This window comes from Escherichia sp. MOD1-EC7011, assembly GCF_002965005.1.
GTDB classification, from domain to species: Bacteria; Pseudomonadota; Gammaproteobacteria; order Enterobacterales; family Enterobacteriaceae; genus Escherichia; species Escherichia ruysiae.
Window position 1 is genome coordinate 19,812 of the sequence record NZ_PTRD01000040.1, and the last position, 15,340, is coordinate 35,151.

Sequence of the window (15,340 nt, forward strand, 5' to 3'; positions counted from 1 at the left end):
TCAACCCCCTGCAATAACCTGAAAAAGCAGGATCTGGTCGCCATCCTGCACGATATGTTGTGCCCATTGCTCACGCGGGACGATTTGCTGATTAATCGCCAGAGCCGCGCCCGCTTGTCGTTGGTCGAGTTGCTCCAGCAGCTCGTGAACAGTTTGCCCGGCGGCGCACTGCATCGGTTGATCGTTAAACAGGATCTGCATTGCTTCCTCCGCATACCGGGCAACCACTGGCGCGGCGCAACGCCAGGCTGCGCCACTGGCTCGACTTACCGTCGAACAGTCGGAGTTCTCCCGCAGGCGTCTCTATACCGCTCAATAACTTAATTGCTTCCAGTGCCTGCAAAGTGCCCATAACCCCGACCACCGGGCCAACCACGCCCGCTGTGCGGCAGTTGCGTTCTGGCTCCTGGTTATCTGGCCACAGGCAGCGGTAACACCCCTGCTCCCAGGGCGGCGTCAGTACCATCAACTGACCGCCAAATCCGACCGCGCTGGCGGTGATAAGTGGGGTGTTCAGTGCCACGCAGGCGGCGTTAATTTCCTGGCGAGTCACCATATTGTCGGTACAGTCGAGCACCACATCGGCTCGTGCTACCGCATCTTTTAACGCCTTCCCCGTTAACCGTTGTTGTAATGCCATCAGTTGAATGTCGGGATTTAACTGTGTCAGTCGCTGTTGGCAGACCTGCGATTTCGGGCGATTGATATCTTCAGTGGTAAAGAGGATTTGTCGTTGCAGATTGCTCAAATGCACATCGTCGTCATCTGCCAGTACCAGCGTCCCGACACCAGCGCCCGCCAGGTACAGCGCAGCAGGTGTACCCAGCCCGCCCAGACCGATAATCAGCACCTGGCTGTCGAGCAGTTTTTGCTGCCCGTCAAGAGCGATATCGTCGAGCAGGATTTGACGGCTGTAACGCATAAAGTCACGGTCATTCATCGCCAACTCCTGCAATTTCCAGCAATTGTGCAGTTGCCAAACGCCAGTCTGCCGCCTGGGTAATGGCACTGACGACGGCGATACTGCCGACACCCATCGCCATCACCGCAGGCGCGCGCGGCAGACTGATACCGCCAATCGCCACGGTGGGATAATCCGCCAGTCGCTCAATGTGCCGTGTCAACTGCTCTAGCCCCTGCGGTGCAGAAGGCATCTGTTTGGTTTGTGTCGGAAACACATGTCCCAGCGCGATATAAGAAGGTCGTGCTGCCAGCGCAACGTCGATTTCCATATCGTCATGGGTCGAAACGCCAAGCCGCAGACCAGCCGCGCGGATGGCGCTGAGATCGGTAGATTGCAAATCTTCCTGCCCCAGATGGACGCCATACGCCTGATGCTTGATCGCCAGCCGCCAGTAATCATTAATAAACAGCCGCGCGTTATAGCGGCGACCCAGCTCAATTGCCGCTACGACATCGGCTTCCACCTCTTCATCGCGCTGATCTTTGATGCGTAGCTGGAGGGTTCGCACGCCAGCGTCCAGCAGACGTTCGATCCACTGTACGCTGTCCACCACCGGGTACAGCCCTAAACGAAAAGGTACAGGAGGAAAATCAGGCTGATACATCACGCTTCCTCCTTACGCAGATAGATTTCTCCGCCTCTGGCGCGGAAATTCTCCGACATATCCGCCATTCCCACTTCAATGGTTTGCGCGGCGGCGTAATCACGTACTTCCTGGCTGATTTTCATCGAGCAGAATTTCGGCCCACACATGGAGCAAAAATGGGCGACTTTACCGGACTCTTGCGGCAGGGTTTCATCGTGGTAAGCGCGAGCGGTAAATGGGTCGAGAGCCAGATTAAACTGGTCTTCCCAGCGAAATTCGAAGCGGGCTTTCGACATGGCGTTATCGCGAATTTGCGCGCCCGGATGCCCTTTTGCCAGGTCGGCAGCGTGGGCGGCAATCTTATAGGTGATAAGCCCTTGCTTAACGTCTTCTTTATTGGGCAGACCCAGGTGCTCTTTCGGCGTTACGTAACAGAGCATCGCGCAGCCAAACCAGCCGATCATCGCCGCACCAATCCCCGACGTGAAGTGGTCATAGCCTGGTGCAATATCGGTGGTCAGCGGCCCGAGGGTATAGAACGGCGCTTCATGGCAGTGCTCTAACTCCTCGGTCATATTACGGCGAATCATCTGCATCGGCACATGCCCGGGGCCTTCAATCATCACCTGTACGTCATATTCCCAGGCGATTTTGGTCAGTTCGCCCAGCGTATGCAGCTCGGCAAACTGCGCTTCATCGTTGGCGTCCTGAATCGAACCGGGGCGCAGGCCGTCGCCCAGCGACAGCGAAACGTCATAAGCAGCGCAGATTTCACAAATTTCGCGGAAATGTTGATAAAGGAAATTTTCCTGATGATGGGAGAGGCACCATTTCGCCATAATCGAACCGCCGCGCGAGACGATACCGGTCAGGCGTTTCGCGGTCATCGGCACATAGCGCAGGAGAACGCCTGCATGAATCGTGAAATAATCCACGCCCTGTTCGGCCTGTTCCAGCAGCGTGTCGCGGAACGCTTCCCAGGTAAGATCTTCAGCGATCCCATTAACCTTCTCCAGTGCCTGGTAGATCGGCACAGTACCGATTGGCACCGGGCTGTTACGCAAAATCCATTCGCGGGTTTCGTGAATATAGCGACCGGTGGAAAGATCCATCACCGTATCCGCTCCCCAGCGCGTAGACCACACCAGCTTTTCCACTTCTTCTTCGATGGAAGAGGTGACCGCCGAGTTGCCGATATTAGCGTTCACTTTCACCAGAAAGTTGCGGCCGATGATCATCGGCTCTGATTCAGGATGATTAATGTTGGCCGGGATAATGGCGCGTCCGGCAGCGACTTCATCACGGACAAATTCCGCAGTGATATTTTCCGGCAGACGTGCGCCAAAGCTCATTCCCGGATGCTGGTGGCGCAAAACTTCGCTGCGGATGCGCTCGCGTCCCATATTCTCGCGAATGGCGATGAATTCCATCTCCGGTGTGATGATGCCTTGACGGGCGTAGTGCAATTGTGTGACGCGGTGGCCTGCTTTGGCGCGTTTTGGCGTTAATACGCCGCTAAAACGCAGCTCTTCGAGGCCATCATCTGCCAGCCGCGCTTTAGTGTAATCGGAACTGCGCACGGTAAGTTCTTCGCTATCGCCGCGTGCGTCGATCCACGGCTGACGCAGTTTTGCCAGCCCTTGCTGAACGTTAATGGCGATTTGCGGATCGCCATATGGGCCGGAGGTGTCATAAACCGGAATCGCTTCGTTTTCTTCGTACTGCGGCTGTTCTTTGCTGCCGCCGATTAGCGTCGGGCTAAGCTGGATCTCACGCATCGGCACGCGCACGCCGGGTTGTGTGCCAGTGATATAAATGCGTTTTGAGTTGGGAAAGGCGGTGCCTTCCAGGGTGTCGATAAAATGTTGCGCCTGGGCGCGTTGTTCGCGGCGGGTCAGTTTTATTGCAGACATAGCTCATTCCAAAAGTTAAGGACGTGGCTTGTCAGACGACGGATGAAGCAAGAGACGATCGCCGCAAAGGCGATACGGTAGCAGATTAACTCTTGTTCCCTTCGCAGGTATTAGCCTGATCAGGTTCCGCGGATCCCGAATGAACGGTCTCAGCCAGTTAAGGCACTCCGACAAGAAATTAGCCCCGAAAACGGGGCGTTGAATGTAAATTACGCGTTAACAGCGCAGAACTCAAGCAAGATGTTTGACGCGGGCGGCGTCAAGCACCAGCAGAATCAGCTTATCTTCCAGCACAAAGCGCGCTTCCAGCGCCTCGCCGATGTCAGATAAAACCTGTTGAAATTCAAGGTAATTATCATGATCGATGGCGGTTTCCAGGCTGGAATCGTAGTAATCCATAATCTGTTGCGTATTGGCTTCGAGTTGCGGCCAAATCTTCGCGGCATGAGCGAGCTGCCCGTTGCCTTCCAGCTTATGAAGAATGCGCTCATAAATGCTGAAATGTCCGGCAGACAAGTAATCGACCAGACTCTGGCAAAAATCATCAAGGGCTTTTTCGTTTAGCCTCATGTACGATTCTTTGCCAGGCTTAATGCCAACCAGATTGTAGTAAGCCACGAGCAGATGCTTACGTACATGTAGCCAGCGATCAACCAGTTTGTTACTTCCTCTGACGTGCTCCGTCAGGTTATCGAGCTGGTTAAGCATGATTGACTCCGCAAGTTTGTATTCAAAAACTGCTCAGTGAGAAATGTAAAAACCATGTTAAACATGCCAGTGATGCAAAGGTAGTGCAAGAGCTATGGATCGTATAATTGAAAAATTAGATCACGGCTGGTGGGTCGTCAGTCATGAGCAAAAATTATGGTTGCCGAAGGGAGAATTGCCATATGGCAAAGCGGCAAATTTCGATCTTGTGGGTCAGCGCGCACTGCATATCGGCGAATGGCAAGGAGAACCTGTTTGGCTGGTGCAACAGCAGCGCCACCATGATATGGGTTCGGTGCGCCAGGTCATTGATCTGGACGTCGGGCTATTTCAACTAGCCGGACGCGGCGTGCAACTGGCGGAGTTTTACCGCTCGCATAAATACTGCGGGTATTGCGGGCATGAAATGTATCCGAGCAAAACAGAATGGGCGATGCTGTGCAGCCACTGCCGTGAGCGTTACTACCCGCAAATCGCCCCCTGCATTATTGTTGCCATCCGTCGTGATGATTCGATTCTGCTCGCTCAGCATACCCGCCATCGTAACGGTGTCCATACGGTACTTGCCGGATTCGTCGAAGTGGGCGAAACCCTCGAACAGGCGGTCGCGCGGGAAGTAATGGAAGAGAGTGGCATCAAAGTCAAAAACCTGCGTTACGTGACTTCTCAGCCGTGGCCATTTCCTCAGTCATTAATGACTGCGTTTATGGCGGACTATGAGAGCGGCGACATCGTGATTGATCCAAAAGAACTGCTGGAGGCGAACTGGTATCGTTACGACGATTTACCCTTACTGCCACCTCCTGGCACCGTGGCGCGCCGCCTGATAGAAGATACGGTGGCGATGTGTCGGGCAGAGTATGAGTGATGATACACTGACCGCCTGACGCACTAAGGAACAGCCAAAATGACCGAACTTAAAAACGATCGTTATCTGCGGGCGCTGCTGCGCCAGCCCGTTGATGTCACTCCAGTATGGATGATGCGCCAGGCGGGTCGCTATCTACCAGAATATAAAGCCACGCGTGCTCAGGCGGGCGATTTTATGTCGCTTTGCAAAAACGCCGAACTGGCGTGCGAAGTGACTTTGCAGCCGCTGCGTCGCTATCCGTTGGACGCGGCGATCCTCTTTTCCGATATCCTCACCGTTCCGGACGCGATGGGATTAGGGCTCTATTTTGAAGCCGGAGAAGGTCCTCGTTTTACCTCGCCAGTCACCTGCAAAGCTGACGTTGATAAACTGCCAATTCCGGATCCGGAAGATGAACTGGGTTACGTGATGAACGCGGTGCGTACCATTCGCCGCGAACTGAAAGGCGAAGTGCCGCTGATTGGTTTTTCCGGCAGTCCGTGGACGCTGGCGACCTACATGGTGGAAGGCGGCAGCAGCAAAGCCTTCACCGTGATCAAAAAAATGATGTATGCCGATCCGCAGGCGTTACACGCGTTACTCGATAAACTGGCGAAAAGCGTCACCCTGTATCTGAATGCGCAGATTAAAGCCGGTGCCCAGGCGGTGATGATTTTCGACACCTGGGGCGGCGTGCTTACCGGGCGCGATTATCAACAGTTCTCGCTCTATTACATGCATAAAATTGTTGATGGTTTATTGCGTGAAAACGACGGTCGCCGCGTGCCCGTCACGCTGTTTACCAAAGGTGGCGGACAGTGGCTGGAAGCCATGGCAGAAACCGGTTGCGATGCGCTGGGACTGGACTGGACAACCGACATCGCCGATGCGCGCCGCCGCGTGGGCAATAAAGTCGCATTGCAGGGCAATATGGACCCGTCGATGCTGTACGCGCCACCAGCCCGAATTGAAGAAGAAGTAGCGACTATACTTGCAGGTTTCGGTCACGGCGAAGGTCATGTCTTTAACCTTGGTCACGGCATTCACCAGGATGTACCGCCAGAACATGCTGGCGTGTTTGTGGAGGCAGTGCATCGGTTATCTGAACAATATCACCGCTAAGGAGTAATTATGGATCTCGCGTCATTACGCGCTCAACAAATCGAACTGGCTTCTTCTGTGATCCGCGAGGATCGACTCGATAAAGATCCACCGGATCTGATCGCCGGAGCCGATGTCGGGTTTGAACAGGGTGGAGAAGTGACGCGAGCGGCGATGGTGCTGCTGAAATATCCCACTCTTGAGTTGGTGGAGTATAAAGTGGCACGCATTGCTACCACCATGCCTTACATCCCGGGGTTTCTCTCCTTCCGTGAATATCCTGCCCTGCTGGCAGCGTGGGAGATGCTGTCACAAAAGCCGGATTTAGTGTTTGTTGATGGCCACGGGATCTCGCATCCGCGCCGCCTTGGCGTCGCCAGCCATTTTGGCTTATTAGTGGATGTGCCGACTATTGGCGTGGCGAAAAAACGGCTATGCGGTAAATTCGAACCGCTCTCCAGCGAACCGGGCGCGCTGGCGCCGCTGATGGATAAAGGCGAGCAGCTGGCCTGGGTCTGGCGCAGCAAAGCACGCTGCAACCCGCTGTTTATCGCTACTGGTCATCGGGTCAGCGTGGATAGCGCGCTGGCGTGGGTACAACGCTGCATGAAAGGCTATCGTCTGCCGGAGCCAACGCGCTGGGCGGACGCGGTGGCCTCGGAACGTCCGGCGTTCGTGCGCTATACAGCAAATCAGCCCTAATTCAGGTAAACTGCGGATAATTTCCGTATTTGAGAACTCAACATGTTACAAAACCCGATTCATCTGCGTCTGGAGCGCCTGGAAAGCTGGCAGCACGTCACTTTCATGGCTTGCTTATGCGAACGCATGTACCCCAATTACGCCATGTTCTGCCAGCAAACCGGTTTTGGTGATGGGCAAATTTATCGCCGCATTCTCGATCTCATCTGGGAAACGCTGACCGTCAAAGACGCAAAAGTCAATTTCGACAGCCAACTGGAGAAATTTGAAGAAGCGATCCCGTCAGCCGACGATTTCGATCTGTACGGCGTTTATCCGGCAATCGATGCCTGCGTGGCGTTAAGTGAACTGGTTCATTCACGTTTGAGTGGTGAAACGCTCGAACACGCGGTGGAAGTGAGTAAGACCTCCATCACTACCGTGGCGATGTTGGAAATGACTCAGGCTGGTCGCGAAATGAGCGATGAAGAGCTCAAAGAAAACCCAGCTGTAGAGCAAGAATGGGACATTCAGTGGGAAATATTCCGACTTTTAGCCGAGTGTGAAGAACGTGACATCGAGCTGATAAAAGGCCTTAGAGCCGACCTGCGTGAGGCGGGTGAGAGCAATATTGGTATAATTTTTCAGCAATAAGACCAGAAAACGTGAATTAACGCCTGATTTGTCGTACCTGGAGTCTTCCCTTTCGCCCCCCGTCTGGTCTACATTTGGGGGGCGAAAAAAAGTGGCTATCGGTGCGTGTATGCAGGAGAGTGCTATTCTGGCATTTCCGTCGCACTCGATGCTTAGCAAGCGATAAACACATTGTAAGGATAACTTATGAACAAGACTCAACTGATTGATGTAATTGCAGAGAAAGCAGAACTGTCCAAAACCCAGGCTAAAGCTGCTCTGGAGTCCACTCTGGCTGCAATTACTGAGTCTCTGAAAGAAGGCGATGCTGTACAACTGGTTGGTTTCGGTACCTTCAAAGTGAACCACCGCGCTGAGCGTACTGGCCGCAACCCGCAGACCGGTAAAGAAATCAAAATCGCCGCTGCGAACGTACCGGCATTTGTTTCTGGCAAGGCACTGAAAGACGCAGTTAAGTAAGATTGCGTGGCAGTGAACAGTTTTAACGAAGGGGTGGTTTCACCCCTTTTGTCTTTCTGGCGTCGCTCATTGATGCTGGCAGGCGCGCTGTTTCTTACTGCTTGTAGCCATAACTCCTCACTTCCTCCCTTTACCGCCAGTGGATTTGCTGAAGATCAGGGCGCGGTACGCATCTGGCGAAAAGACAGCGGCGATAATGTCCATCTGCTTGCCGTATTTAGCCCGTGGCGCAATGGCGATACCACGACGCGAGAGTATCGCTGGCAGGGCGATAACCTCACGCTTATCAATATCAATGTTTACAGCAAACCGCCGGTGAACATTCGCGCGCGTTTTGACGATCGCGGCGATCTGAGCTTTATGCAACGTGAATCCGACGGGGAAAAGCAGCAGCTTTCTAACGACCAAATTGATTTATATCGTTATCGTGCTGACCAAATCCGCCAGATTAGCGATGCCTTACGTCAGGGTAGAGTCGTGCTGCGTCAGGGGCGCTGGCACGCGATGGAGCAGACCGTGACCACCTGTGAAGGGCAAACCATTAAACCTGATTTAGATTCGCAGGCGATAGCGCATATCGAGCGCCGCCAGAGCCGCTCTTCTGTTGATGTCAGCGTGGCATGGCTGGAAGCGCCCGAAGGTTCTCAATTACTGTTAGTGGCAAACTCTGATTTCTGTCGCTGGCAACCCAACGAGAAAACGTTCTGATTTACCAGTGGCCCATCCCCATATGACCACCGCCGCAGCCACCGTAACCCATGCCCATTCCGGCACCGCGCGGAATACCCGCTTCAGCCATCGCGATATCCCGTTTCACCCGCAACTCATCTAACGACTGACGCAAATTCTCCATCTCTTTGGCGACCGCGTTAATTTTGCTGCTATCCGGTGGGTTAGCGGCTAACAGGGCATTGTATTCATAACGCTTCGTCACCAGTTGCTGTTGCAGTGCGCTGCTTTGAGCGTAAAAGTCATTATGGATTTTCTGCCACGCTGCCTGCTGTTCGCTGGTCAAAGGCGCGGCATTTTGCTGCCACATACCGTGTCCGCCGTGAGCAAATGCAGATGTCGATCCCATCGCCATTGCTGAAAGCGCCATCATCACCAGGGCAATTTTCGTGTTCCGTTTCATGGTTAATCCTCCAGTGGTTGTCTTACTTTGGGTATTGCATCTTTCGTGCCAACAACGAAATGTTGATATGACGGGCAATTTGGCGTGATAAGCGAGTAAAAATGACTCGCCTGCTGTGGGTAGCGAGTCATTTTTACTCATTGAAACTTAAGTCTTTGTGTTACAGCGCAGGGTAAGCGCTGCTAAAAGATGGCATGATTTCTGCTGTCAAAAAGGGATGAACAGGCAAAGAAGAAGATACGTTTTATGCAACGTTCAAAAGACACCTTAGCCAAATGGTTAAGCACGATCCTCCCCATTGTCATTGTTGGGCTGGTGGGATTGTTTGCGGTAACTGTGATTTGTGATTATGGGCGGGCAAGCGAGGCCGACCGTCAGGCATTACTGGAAAAAGGTAATGTGCTCATTCGCGCTCTGGAGTCAGGAAGCCGCGTAGGGATGGGGATGCGAATGCACCATGTGCAGCAACAGGCGCTTCTGGAAGAGATGGCAGGCCAGCCTGGGGTGTTGTGGTTTGCGGTCACCGATGCACAGGGCATCATTATTCTTCACAGTAACCCCGAAATGGTTGGGCGTGCACTCTATTCGCCGGATGAAATGCAGCAGTTAAAGCCAGCGGAAAACTCCCGCTGGCGACTGCTTGAGAAAGCGGAAACTGCGCCTGCGCTTGAGGTCTACCGTTTGTTCCAGCCAATGTCATCGCCCTGGCGGCATGGTATGCACAATATGCCGCGCTGTAACGGCAAAGCTGTGCCACAGGCAGAAGCACAACAGGCTATTTTCATCTCCGTTGACGCCAGCGATTTGGTTGCAACCCAGATTGGGGAGAAGCGCAACACCCTGATTATCCTCTTCGCTCTGGCGACGGTAATGCTGGCAAGCGTGTTGTCATTCTTCTGGTATCGCCGATATCTGCGCTCGCGCCAGCTTCTACAAGATGAGATGAAGCGCAAAGAGAAGCTGGTGGCACTGGGGCATCTTGCGGCAGGCGTCGCCCACGAAATCCGTAACCCGCTTTCCTCGATTAAAGGGCTGGCAAAATACTTTGCCGAGCGCGCGCCTGCGGGGGGAGAAGCGCATCAACTGGCGCAGGTGATGGCGAAAGAAGCCGACCGTTTAAACCGCGTGGTAAGCGAGTTGCTGGAACTGGTTAAGCCAACGCATCTGGCTTTGCAGGCGGTGGATCTCAACACTCTGATTAACCACTCATTACAGCTGGTAAGCCAGGATGCAAACAGCCGGGAAATTCAGTTGCGCTTTACCGCCAACGACACATTGCCGCAAATTCAGGCAGATCCGGATCGGCTGACCCAGGTTCTGTTGAATCTCTATCTCAATGCTATTCAGGCGATTGGTCAGCATGGGGTGATTAGCGTGGCGGCCAGCGAAAGCGGCACGGGCGTGAAAATCAGCGTTACCGACAACGGTAAGGGAATTGCGGCGGATCAGCTTGAAGCCATCTTCACTCCGTACTTCACCACCAAAGCCGAAGGCACCGGACTGGGGTTGGCGGTCGTGCATAATATTGTTGAACAACACGGTGGTACAATTCAGGTCGCAAGCCAGGAGGGGAAAGGCGCAACGTTCACTCTATGGTTTCCGGTCAATATTACGCGTAAGGACCCACAAGGATGACGCACGATAATATCGATATTCTGGTGGTGGATGATGACATTAGCCACTGCACCATCTTGCAGGCATTGCTGCGCGGTTGGGGCTATAACGTCGCGCTGGCGAACAGCGGGCAACAGGCGCTGGCACAGGTGCGGGAACAGGTTTTTGATCTTGTGCTTTGCGATGTGCGAATGGCGGAGATGGACGGCATCGCCACGTTGAAAGAGATCAAAGCGTTAAATCCGGCGATTCCGGTACTGATTATGACCGCTTACTCCAGCGTCGAGACGGCGGTAGAAGCACTGAAGACCGGGGCACTGGATTATCTCATTAAGCCGCTGGATTTCGATAACTTGCAGGCGACGCTGGAAAAGGCGCTCGCGCATACGCAGATTCTCGCTTCTGAAACGCCTGCGGTGTCTGCCAGCCAGTTTGGTATGGTCGGTAAAAGCCCGGCGATGCAACACCTGCTCAGTGAAATCGCCCTCGTCGCGCCATCGGAAGCCACGGTGCTGATCCACGGCGATTCCGGCACCGGTAAAGAGCTGGTCGCCAGGGCGATTCACGCCAGTAGCGCACGTAGCGAAAAACCGCTGGTAACGCTCAACTGCGCGGCACTCAACGAATCCTTACTGGAATCTGAATTGTTCGGTCACGAAAAAGGGGCGTTTACCGGCGCCGATAAACGGCGGGAAGGGCGCTTTGTTGAGGCAGACGGCGGCACGTTGTTTCTCGATGAAATTGGCGATATCTCGCCGATGATGCAGGTTCGTCTGCTGCGTGCGATTCAGGAGCGTGAAGTTCAGCGTGTCGGCAGCAACCAGACTATTTCGGTTGATGTTCGGCTGATTGCCGCGACCCATCGCGATCTTGCCGCTGAGGTAAAGGCCGGGCGTTTTCGCCAGGATCTCTACTATCGCCTGAACGTGGTGGCAATTGAAGTGCCGTCGCTGCGGCGACGGCGGGAAGATATTCCCCTGCTGGCTAACCATTTTCTTCAGCGATTTGCCGAACGCAATCGCAAGGCGGTAAAAGGCTTTACGCCCCAGGCGATGGATCTGCTGATTCACTACGACTGGCCGGGAAATATTCGCGAACTGGAAAACGCGGTAGAACGAGCGGTGGTGCTGCTGACCGGGGAATATATTTCCGAACGCGAGCTGCCGCTGGCGATTGCCAGTACGCCGATTCCGTTGGCGCAAAGTCAGGATATTCAGCCGCTGGTGGAAGTGGAAAAAGAGGTGATTCTGGCGGCGCTGGAGAAAACGGGCGGCAACAAAACCGAAGCCGCCCGTCAGTTAGGGATCACGCGCAAAACGCTATTGGCAAAACTGTCGCGTTAGTTCTGCTCGCGTTCGATGGCGCGCCAGCCGATATCTTTCCGGCAGAAGCAGTCATCCCAGTGGATATCAGTCATTAAGTCATAGGCGCGTTTCTGCGCTTCTGCCACGGTATGACCCAGCGCGGTGACGCACAGTACGCGCCCGCCGCTGGTCACCACCTGCTCGTCATCTGCCAGTTTTGTGCCCGCGTGGAACACTTTGCCGCCTTCGACTTCTTCCAGGGGCAGGCCGTGGATCACATCGCCGGTGCGGTAATCGCCCGGATATCCACCCGCAGCCATCACCACGCCGAGAGAAGCGCGTTCATCCCACTCGGACGTTTTCTCGTCAAGCGTACCTTCACAGGCTGCCAGGCAGAGCTCAACCAGATCGGACTTCATGCGCAGCATAATCGGCTGGGTTTCTGGATCGCCAAAGCGGCAGTTAAACTCGATAACCTTCGGATTGCCCTGTTTGTCGATCATCAAACCTGCATAGAGAAAACCGGTGTAGGTGTTGCCTTCTGCCGCCATGCCTTTCACGGTTGGCCAGATGATACGTTCCATCGTGCGCTGATGAACTTCATCGGTTACTACCGGCGCTGGAGAGTAAGCGCCCATTCCGCCGGTGTTCGGCCCGGTATCTTTATCGCCTACGCGTTTGTGATCCTGGCTGGTGGCCATCGGCAGCACATGCTCGCCGTCCACCATCACGATAAAGCTCGCTTCTTCGCCGTCGAGGAACTCTTCGATAACAATGCGATGACCCGCGTCGCCAAAGGCGTTGCCCGCCAGCATATCGTGAACAGCCGCTTCGGCTTCTTCCAGCGTCATCGCGACGATAACGCCTTTCCCGGCAGCCAGACCGTCAGCTTTAATGACGATTGGCGCGCCTTTCTCACGCAGATACGCCAGCGCAGGTTCTACCTCGGTGAAGTTCTGGTATTCCGCCGTAGGGATCTTATGGCGAGCCAGGAAATCCTTGGTAAACGCTTTTGAGCCTTCCAGTTGCGCGGCACCTGCCGTCGGGCCGAAGATCTTCAGCCCAGCGGCGCGGAAGGTATCGACCACGCCTTTCACCAGCGGCGCTTCCGGGCCGACGATGGTCAGATCTACCTTTTCGTTTTGCGCGAAATCCAGCAGTGCCGGGATATCGGTCACGCCGATAGCGACGTTTTGCAGCGCAGGTTCCAGCGCCGTTCCCGCATTACCTGGTGCGACAAATACAGTCTCAACCAGCGGTGATTGCGCCGCTTTCCAGGCCAGCGCGTGTTCGCGCCCGCCGTTACCAATCACTAATACTTTCATCTATTGCTCCATTAATGGCGGAAGTGGCGCATGTCGGTGAAGAGCATCGCAATACCGTGTTCATCGGCAGCGGCAATCACTTCGTCATCACGGATAGAACCGCCGGGCTGGATTACGCAGGTCACGCCCGCAGCGGCGGCGGCATCAATACCGTCGCGGAACGGGAAGAAGGCGTCAGAAGCCATCGAGGAACCTTTCACTTCCAGGCCTTCATCGGCAGCTTTAATGCCGGCGATTTTTGCGGAGTACACGCGGCTCATCTGGCCTGCGCCAATCCCGATGGTCATATTGTTTTTGGCATAAACGATGGCATTGGATTTCACAAACTTCGCCACTTTCCAGCAGAACAGCGCATCACGCAGTTCCTGCTCGGTCGGCTGACGTTTGGTGACGACGCGCAGTTCTTCTGCACCGACCATGCCCAGATCGCGATCCTGAACCAGCAGACCGCCGTTCACGCGTTTGAAATCAAGACCCGGAATACGTTCGCCCCACTGACCACAGGTCAGGACGCGAACGTTCTGTTTGGCGGCGGTGATTTTCAGGGCTTCTTCGCTGGCGGACGGCGCAATAATCACTTCGACAAACTGACGAGAAATGATGGCCTGTGCTGTTTCAGCATCCAGCTCGCGGTTAAAGGCAATGATGCCGCCGAATGCGGAGGTCGGGTCGGTTTTGTACGCGCGATCGTAAGCATCAATAATGGAATTGCCGATAGCCACGCCGCAAGGGTTGGCGTGCTTCACAATGACACATGCCGGCTCGGCGAACTCTTTCACGCACTCCAGCGCAGCATCAGTATCGGCGATGTTGTTATAAGAGAGGGCTTTACCCTGAACCTGGGTTGCGGTGGCAACGGAGGCTTCTTTCACATTCTCTTCTATATAGAAGGCAGCCTGCTGGTGGCTGTTCTCGCCGTAACGCATATCCTGCTTCTTAATGAAGTTCAGGTTCAACGTGCGCGGGAAGCGACCGGCAGCTTCTTTGCTTTCACCGTGGTAAGCCGGAACCATGCTGCCGAAGTAGTTGGCAATCATGCTGTCGTAAGCGGCGGTGTGCTCGAAGGCTTTGATGGCGAGGTCGAAACGGGTTGCAAGCGTCAGCGATCCTTCGTTGGCATCCATCTCATTAATAATGGCGTCGTAGTCGCTGCTCTTTACTACGATTGCGACATCTTTATGGTTCTTCGCTGCGGAGCGCACCATCGTTGGGCCGCCGATATCGATGTTCTCAACCGCATCTTCCAGCGAGCAGCCTTCACGAGCCACGGTCTGGGCGAACGGATACAGGTTAACAACCACCATATCGATAGGCTGGATCTGATGTTCTTCCATAATGGCATCGTCCTGGCCGCGACGGCCCAGAATGCCACCATGTACTTTCGGATGCAGAGTCTTCACACGTCCATCCATCATCTCCGGGAAACCGGTGTAATCGGAAACTTCGGTTACCGGCAGACCTTTTTCTGCTAACAGACGGGCAGTGCCCCCTGTAGACAGCAGCTCCACACCGCGTGCGGAAAGTGCCTGGGCGAATTCGACGATACCGGCTTTGTCAGAAACACTGAGCAGAGCGCGGCGGACTGGACGACGTTGTTGCATGGTAAATCCCCTGGATTTGACTATTACAGAGAGCGTTAGCTGAATTTTTCGCGAAAAACTCAGCTAACGCCCCTAACGGGGCATCCTTATTTTTCGCCCGCATTGTAACGAAAACGTTTGCGCAACGCTCGCGAATTTTTCTCTTTCAATGGTGATCACAATTTTGACAGTGTTTACCGTGGGAAAAATACAGAAATTACATTGATGATTGTGGATAACTCTGTGCGTAAAAAGGTATAAAGCGGGGTTTTGCTGGGGAATGCAGCAGTCAGTCATTTTTCTGCAATTTTTCTATTGCGGCCTGCGGAGAACTCCCTATAATGCGCCTCCATCGACACGGCGGATGTGAATCACTTCACACAAACAGTCGGTTCGGTTGAAGAGAAAAATCCTGAAATTCAGGGTTGACTCTGAAAGAGGAAAGCGTAATATACGCCACCTCGCGACA

At 54.2% G+C, this 15,340-nt stretch carries 16 protein-coding genes and 1 riboswitch; of the genes, 8 read left to right on the forward strand and 8 right to left on the reverse strand.

The genetic code is table 11. From position 1 onward, the window contains the following. The 5 genes from thiS to A7098_RS19040 form a co-directional block, all read right to left on the reverse strand. The gene (thiS, locus tag A7098_RS19020) at nucleotides 1–201 is read right to left on the reverse strand and encodes a sulfur carrier protein ThiS (RefSeq protein WP_001166230.1); all 201 of its coding nucleotides are present in this window, start codon (nucleotides 199–201) and stop codon (nucleotides 1–3) included. Beyond that, the gene (thiF, locus tag A7098_RS19025) at nucleotides 185–940 is read right to left on the reverse strand and encodes a thiazole biosynthesis adenylyltransferase ThiF (RefSeq protein WP_105281279.1); all 756 of its coding nucleotides are present in this window, start codon (nucleotides 938–940) and stop codon (nucleotides 185–187) included. The genes thiS and thiF overlap by 17 nt, the downstream gene beginning before the upstream one ends. Next, nucleotides 933–1,568, reverse strand: coding sequence for a thiamine phosphate synthase (thiE, locus tag A7098_RS19030; protein WP_105281280.1), 636 nt, complete (start codon nucleotides 1,566–1,568; stop codon nucleotides 933–935). The genes thiF and thiE overlap by 8 nt, the downstream gene beginning before the upstream one ends. Then, entirely contained in the window at nucleotides 1,568–3,463 is a 1,896-nt protein-coding gene (gene thiC, locus A7098_RS19035; RefSeq protein WP_001274112.1) for a phosphomethylpyrimidine synthase ThiC, read from the reverse strand. The genes thiE and thiC overlap by 1 nt, the downstream gene beginning before the upstream one ends. Nucleotides 3,464–3,542: 79 nt before the next feature. Continuing rightward, a riboswitch (TPP riboswitch) is annotated at nucleotides 3,543–3,643 on the reverse strand. A 51-nt stretch (nucleotides 3,644–3,694) separates the two neighbouring features. Next, on the reverse strand, nucleotides 3,695–4,171 hold the full coding sequence (locus A7098_RS19040; protein ID WP_000934290.1) for an Rsd/AlgQ family anti-sigma factor: 477 nt from the start codon (nucleotides 4,169–4,171) through the stop codon (nucleotides 3,695–3,697). Between the two features lie 94 nt (nucleotides 4,172–4,265). Between A7098_RS19040 and nudC the strand changes: the two genes are divergently transcribed. The 6 genes from nudC to A7098_RS19070 all read left to right on the forward strand — a co-directional run bounded on the left by nudC (nucleotide 4,266) and on the right by A7098_RS19070 (nucleotide 8,624). Then, nucleotides 4,266–5,039 carry an NAD(+) diphosphatase gene (nudC, locus tag A7098_RS19045; RefSeq protein WP_105281281.1) on the forward strand — a complete coding sequence of 258 codons (774 nt, stop codon included), beginning with the start codon at nucleotides 4,266–4,268 and terminating at the stop codon, nucleotides 5,037–5,039. Nucleotides 5,040–5,078: 39 nt separating this feature from the next. Further along, complete coding sequence (gene hemE, locus A7098_RS19050) at nucleotides 5,079–6,143, forward strand: uroporphyrinogen decarboxylase (RefSeq protein ID WP_000137657.1); 1,065 nt, start codon at nucleotides 5,079–5,081, stop codon at nucleotides 6,141–6,143. A gap of 9 nt (nucleotides 6,144–6,152) precedes the next feature. Beyond that, complete coding sequence (gene nfi, locus A7098_RS19055; protein ID WP_000362395.1) at nucleotides 6,153–6,824, forward strand: deoxyribonuclease V; 672 nt, start codon at nucleotides 6,153–6,155, stop codon at nucleotides 6,822–6,824. Nucleotides 6,825–6,866: 42 nt separating this feature from the next. Then, entirely contained in the window at nucleotides 6,867–7,457 is a 591-nt protein-coding gene (locus A7098_RS19060; protein WP_000940106.1) for a YjaG family protein, read from the forward strand. 186 nt (nucleotides 7,458–7,643) lie between these two features. Further along, a complete protein-coding gene (hupA, locus tag A7098_RS19065; RefSeq protein WP_001044513.1) occupies nucleotides 7,644–7,916 on the forward strand; it encodes a nucleoid-associated protein HU-alpha in 273 nt (90 codons plus the stop codon). Nucleotides 7,917–7,928: 12 nt separating this feature from the next. Continuing rightward, a complete protein-coding gene (locus A7098_RS19070) occupies nucleotides 7,929–8,624 on the forward strand; it encodes a DUF1481 domain-containing protein (RefSeq protein WP_032147960.1) in 696 nt (231 codons plus the stop codon). 1 nt (nucleotide 8,625) lies between these two features. On the opposite strand, the gene zraP is transcribed toward A7098_RS19070, so the two are convergent. Further along, nucleotides 8,626–9,048, reverse strand: a complete 423-nt coding sequence (gene zraP, locus A7098_RS19075) for a zinc resistance sensor/chaperone ZraP (protein WP_105281282.1) — start codon at nucleotides 9,046–9,048, stop codon at nucleotides 8,626–8,628. 237 nt (nucleotides 9,049–9,285) lie between these two features. Between zraP and zraS the strand changes: the two genes are divergently transcribed. Both zraS and zraR read left to right on the forward strand, forming a co-directional pair. Next, complete coding sequence (zraS, locus tag A7098_RS19085) at nucleotides 9,286–10,683, forward strand: two-component system sensor histidine kinase ZraS (RefSeq protein ID WP_105281284.1); 1,398 nt, start codon at nucleotides 9,286–9,288, stop codon at nucleotides 10,681–10,683. Next, the gene (gene zraR / locus A7098_RS19090) at nucleotides 10,680–12,005 is read left to right on the forward strand and encodes a sigma-54-dependent response regulator transcription factor ZraR (protein ID WP_032226620.1); all 1,326 of its coding nucleotides are present in this window, start codon (nucleotides 10,680–10,682) and stop codon (nucleotides 12,003–12,005) included. The genes zraS and zraR overlap by 4 nt, the downstream gene beginning before the upstream one ends. Here zraR and purD read toward each other — a convergent pair. Continuing rightward, on the reverse strand, nucleotides 12,002–13,291 hold the full coding sequence (gene purD, locus A7098_RS19095) for a phosphoribosylamine--glycine ligase (RefSeq protein WP_000866833.1): 1,290 nt from the start codon (nucleotides 13,289–13,291) through the stop codon (nucleotides 12,002–12,004). The two genes, zraR and purD, sit on opposite strands and share 4 nt — an antisense overlap. Before the next feature lie 11 nt (nucleotides 13,292–13,302). Next, nucleotides 13,303–14,892 carry a bifunctional phosphoribosylaminoimidazolecarboxamide formyltransferase/IMP cyclohydrolase gene (gene purH / locus A7098_RS19100; protein WP_105281285.1) on the reverse strand — a complete coding sequence of 530 codons (1,590 nt, stop codon included), beginning with the start codon at nucleotides 14,890–14,892 and terminating at the stop codon, nucleotides 13,303–13,305. Nucleotides 14,893–15,340 lie beyond the last annotated feature (448 nt).

Coding starts and splice junctions, on each gene's coding strand:
- thiF (WP_105281279.1), bottom strand. CDS start 940: ATGAATGACCGTGACTTTATGCGTTACAGCCGTCAAATCCTGCTCGAC.
- hemE (WP_000137657.1), top strand. CDS start 5,079: ATGACCGAACTTAAAAACGATCGTTATCTGCGGGCGCTGCTGCGCCAG.
- hupA (WP_001044513.1), top strand. CDS start 7,644: ATGAACAAGACTCAACTGATTGATGTAATTGCAGAGAAAGCAGAACTG.
- A7098_RS19040 (WP_000934290.1), bottom strand. CDS start 4,171: ATGCTTAACCAGCTCGATAACCTGACGGAGCACGTCAGAGGAAGTAAC.
- thiE (WP_105281280.1), bottom strand. CDS start 1,568: ATGTATCAGCCTGATTTTCCTCCTGTACCTTTTCGTTTAGGGCTGTAC.
- purH (WP_105281285.1), bottom strand. CDS start 14,892: ATGCAACAACGTCGTCCAGTCCGCCGCGCTCTGCTCAGTGTTTCTGAC.
- nfi (WP_000362395.1), top strand. CDS start 6,153: ATGGATCTCGCGTCATTACGCGCTCAACAAATCGAACTGGCTTCTTCT.
- A7098_RS19060 (WP_000940106.1), top strand. CDS start 6,867: ATGTTACAAAACCCGATTCATCTGCGTCTGGAGCGCCTGGAAAGCTGG.
- purD (WP_000866833.1), bottom strand. CDS start 13,291: ATGAAAGTATTAGTGATTGGTAACGGCGGGCGCGAACACGCGCTGGCC.
- zraP (WP_105281282.1), bottom strand. CDS start 9,048: ATGAAACGGAACACGAAAATTGCCCTGGTGATGATGGCGCTTTCAGCA.
- thiS (WP_001166230.1), bottom strand. CDS start 201: ATGCAGATCCTGTTTAACGATCAACCGATGCAGTGCGCCGCCGGGCAA.
- thiC (WP_001274112.1), bottom strand. CDS start 3,463: ATGTCTGCAATAAAACTGACCCGCCGCGAACAACGCGCCCAGGCGCAA.
- nudC (WP_105281281.1), top strand. CDS start 4,266: ATGGATCGTATAATTGAAAAATTAGATCACGGCTGGTGGGTCGTCAGT.
- zraR (WP_032226620.1), top strand. CDS start 10,680: ATGACGCACGATAATATCGATATTCTGGTGGTGGATGATGACATTAGC.